Origin of the sequence: Anaerosporobacter sp., assembly GCF_031551385.1 — a bacterium.
Taxonomy (GTDB): Bacteria; Bacillota; Clostridia; order Lachnospirales; family Lachnospiraceae; genus Anaerosporobacter.
Map to the genome: position 1 here is coordinate 1 of NZ_JAVBNS010000291.1, position 4325 is coordinate 4325.

6 protein-coding genes are annotated in these 4325 nt (G+C 32.0%); all 6 read left to right on the plus strand.

The window, feature by feature from the left end; genetic code table 11:
- Positions 1-311 (plus strand): HAD family hydrolase (locus tag RMR19_RS21515; RefSeq protein WP_310605566.1); only part of this gene is annotated, 311 nt, incomplete at its 5' end.
- Between the two features lie 10 nt (positions 312-321).
- Positions 322-1254, plus strand: a complete 933-nt coding sequence (locus RMR19_RS21520) for a dimethylarginine dimethylaminohydrolase family protein (protein WP_310605567.1) — start codon at positions 322-324, stop codon at positions 1252-1254.
- Between the two features lie 3 nt (positions 1255-1257).
- Positions 1258-2220, plus strand: coding sequence for a glycosyltransferase (locus RMR19_RS21525; RefSeq protein WP_310605568.1), 963 nt, complete (start codon positions 1258-1260; stop codon positions 2218-2220).
- A 122-nt stretch (positions 2221-2342) separates the two neighbouring features.
- On the plus strand, positions 2343-3020 hold the full coding sequence (locus RMR19_RS21530; protein ID WP_310605569.1) for a PIG-L deacetylase family protein: 678 nt from the start codon (positions 2343-2345) through the stop codon (positions 3018-3020).
- Between the two features lie 21 nt (positions 3021-3041).
- On the plus strand, positions 3042-3662 hold the full coding sequence (locus RMR19_RS21535; protein ID WP_310605570.1) for a hypothetical protein: 621 nt from the start codon (positions 3042-3044) through the stop codon (positions 3660-3662).
- A 4-nt stretch (positions 3663-3666) separates the two neighbouring features.
- On the plus strand, positions 3667-4317 hold the full coding sequence (locus tag RMR19_RS21540) for a WbqC family protein (RefSeq protein ID WP_310605571.1): 651 nt from the start codon (positions 3667-3669) through the stop codon (positions 4315-4317).
- Positions 4318-4325: the final 8 nt, after the last annotated feature.

Sequence of the window (4325 nt, forward strand, 5' to 3'; positions counted from 1 at the left end):
AAAAAATCTTTACTATTTTGCAGAATTGTGGGTTTTGCTTAAATAAAACTCCAAGATATATTGAAATTACTAACAATTTTTATGATAAAGAAAGAGCATTAGAAAAAATATTGGAGAAAAATGGCTGCGCAATAACAGAAATTATGGCTATTGGAGATAACTATAATGATTTAAGTATGTTGCAATCGGCTAAATTGGGAATTGTAGTGGCTAATAGCCCTATGGATATTCAAAAGCAGATAAAAAATGTAACATCAAGTAATAATAATGACGGGGTAGCAGAAGCAATTATTAATTATGCTATTTGTTAAGGAGAAAAATATGCCAAACAAAGCTCATGGAGGAAATGGCTGGAACGCTAGAGATAATAGTGTTCAAGAAATCGGTACGATTTGGAATTATTGTGGTGTTCATTCTGAAACTGATGATTTAAAAAGCGTATTGCTTCGTAGACCAGGTACAGAAATCGAAAACATACAAGACCCAGAAGCAGTTCTTTGGAACGATAACATAAATGCAACTCTTGCACGAGAACAGCATGATCTAATGGCTGAAGCATATAAAAAATATAATGTGAAAATTCATTATATAACAGATGAAGCTTCGAAAAACTATCCCAATATTTATTTTGTTAGGGATTTGTTCACAATGACACCCTGTGGTGCTATTATTTCTCGAATGGCATCGCCTGTGAGAGCTGGTGAAGAGGTTATTGTTCAGAATGAATTGGCACGGTTAAATATTCCCATTATTGCATCTGGTTTTGGGTTTATGTGGTTTGAAGGACCGGATATTATCATTGTAAATAAGGATTTAGTCTTTTTGGGAATTGGCTTAAGAACCAACAATCAGGCAATAAAATATATACGAGCCGTCTTAGAAACACAGGGATTTGGGGAAGTAATCGAGTTGCAAACAACATATGGATGTGGTCATCTTGATGGAGTTGTAAACATATTAAATGATAAGTACGCAGTGGTTGTTGCGAAAAGATTTTCGTATATCGGCTATGAAGCATTAGTTCGTCATGGATTTAAAATAATCGAATTAACCGATGAACGTGAGATAGATATTCATATGGCAATAAATTTTGTACAATTGAATAAAGAAACCGTTTTAATAAATAAAAATGCGAAGGCAACAATTCTGCGGTATGAAAAACTCGGGATAAAATGTGAAGGAGTTGATGTTTCAGAACTTATGAATGGAGGCGGTTCAGTTCATTGTATGACAGGAATTTTACAGAGGGGATAGAAGATGTTTCAATCCATTTCCATTATAATACCAGTTAAAAGTAAAGACCAGAATACCATATCCCAATTGGGAAAGTATTTATGTTCACTGGACAATGAGTTGGTAGAGAAATCAATTCAATATGAGATAATTATTGCAGACGAATGTCCTTGTGGTTTGTTTGAACAACTCGGACAAATAATAAGGCTTTCTGAACATATTATTCATATTATTCCACAGGATCGAAGTGGGAAAAATGATAAGCTGAATGGAATTTATTCTGCGTTTGAATATGTAAATTATGAATATTGTTTAATAATAGATGATCATTTTCGAATAACGGCTATGGAAATTATAGATATAATGCCTTGCTTTGAAGAATTTGATTTATTTAAGATTGTTCCTGTTTTTGAAAATTATTCGATAGATGTTATGATAGATCACGCAGGTTTCTTTTTTAGATGTATAACAGACAAAACAAAGCAATTTGCGGGTCATATTGCAATGAAAAGTAGTCTATATAAAGAGTATGGATTTCCTGATAGGGATGGACTCTATGACGAATATATTGTAGAAAAGTATTATGCTGATAAGGGAGCGCATATTGGTTTTCCGAAAGACAGGTTTTTCACTGCTACACAAAAAATTACCCTTAAGAATTTTTTTGAGCAACGTGTTCGTTATGCATATGAAAACATTGCATTTCCGATACGTTTTCTGATTCATTTGTGTTTATTTCCAATTTCTTTGTTATTAATGAAAGAAAATGTAAAATTAGTAACTATATTGTTTGGTCTATATTGCATTTGTATTATGCTAATATCACTTTGGGGGCAATTCAAATTCGGAAAAAAGCAGATGCCACCAGTATTTTTATTTGCACCTATATGGCATTTGACATATTGGATAACGTCATGGATGGCTTTATGTTTATTCTTAACCAAAGGGATATCTTTTGGAGGAAATAGAATTCATAACCCCAAATAATAAATAGTAGTATTATGAAGACTAATAATAATTATTCTTAAGAATTATAAGCTGACGGTAATTCGTTAACGGAATTATTTTGAATAATTAATACGATTGTAAGAACAAGAGGTAATTATTAAATGAAAGAAAAAGTTGCAATTGTTTTAGCTCATCCAGATGATGCTGAATTAAGGTGTTATGGTACTATTTGTAAATATCTAGACGAAGGAAAAGAATGTATTCTCCTAATAGCCTCTTCAGGAGAACATGGAATATCGATAAGAGAAGAACAAGGGAAAAATGTATTATTAGATAAAAAGCTTAGAGAAGAAGAAACGCTATTAGCTTTTGCAGGACTTTCGATTTCTTTCCGGTTCTTACATCAAAAGGACGGGTATATGGAATATGGAAGAGATTTGATTCACGCTATAGAAAGTGAACTTATTGAAATGCAACCGGATATTATAATAACTCACTATCCAGATTCATATGGAGTTGATCACCAGGATCATACGTCAATAGGAAAAGCTGTTTTAAACTGTTCATCTAGAATTAATTCTGTAAAAAAAATACTATTATGTGACCCGTTAAAGACGGTTAGATCGGGTTTTATGCCTAATTATTTTGTTGATATAACAGATTATTTTGATAAAAAAATGATGGCATTAGAGTGCCAAAAATCTCAAGGTGGAAGGTTTTATTTGGAAGAAAATTTTCATAAAACTAAAGGTCTGTTTTATGCAGCGAATCTATCATATGAACTAGCTCGTAGCGAACATTTCTTTGAGGCATATGAAATGTATATATGCTATGAGTAAATAATATTAGGGGAATAATATATGATTATATTTTATGTGCAAGAATGTATTGAAGAAATAGTATCGATGGCTAATGATTGGGATATTCCTATGGATAGTGGAATAGAGTTTTTTTGTGGGGATGGATCAATCTATAGCGAATCATTAACAAGTAAAATTCACTCAATGACGGGATTAGATATTGACCAGGAAAAGGGATGTAAGCTTAAAAGAAATCGGTCGAATTTTAGCTTTATCTCCACAGATTCAATTGAATATGCGCGTACTTATGAAGGTACATCGTATGATATTATTTCTTTTGATAATCCGCTTTGTGTTTATGGACAGTATTGTGAGCATTTCAATATTTTGCCTTATGCACACAAATTTGTACATAAAAATAAAAAGTCATTGATTGCTTTCGATATTGTGCATACTCCCTATGATATATCTTTGCCAAGAAACATTGAATGGATTGAAAAAAGAAAACAGTATTATGGTATATCGTCAGGGAATTTAGATTTGCGATTTGCAAAATCCTTTTATACTGAAAAACTTATTCAGCAAGGCTTGATCGTTTATGAACTTAAATGCGTATGTAGGGAATTAAGAGATTCGAATGATTATTTCTATATGATTCTGTGTATTGTTGGAAAGGATTAAAAAAATGAGGGTAGCAATTAGTCAACCAGAGCATTTTCCTTATTTAGGATACTTTCAAAAAATGTGTGCTTGTGATGCATTTGTAATTTTAGATGATGTTCAGTTTTCTGGACCGAGAAGTTTTCAAAATCGAAATCGATATTTAAATAAACAAGGGGAATATGTATGGTTTACGGTCCCTGTCAAAAAAGGTTCTTATTTTGAAACAATTTCTGATGTAAGAGTATCTGAGGACGAAAAGTGGAGAAAAAAATTAGAACGAAAATTGATATGCGATTTGAAATTTGGTTCTTTTACAGAGGTATACAGCTATGAAAAACTTGTTGATATTAATATGGCATCAATTGAATATTGTAAAAACAAGTTTAATATCAGTGTACCGATGATTAAATCGTCAGAATTATCAGTAGGAGGAGCAAAAGCGGATAAAATATACAATATTTGCAAAAAGCTAGGTGCGGATATATATGTTGCGGGGGTGGGATCGAAAAATTACATGCAGTCTGCTGATTTTAGAGAGATTAAAGTGCAATATTTTTATCCTAACATTTCAAACTATGAATCTGCTATTGTGTATGCACAAAATCCAAACTTAATAATACCTACTTTCCAACAAATTCAGAGTAATCCATTAACATACTGCAAAGATATCTAAACTCTTTG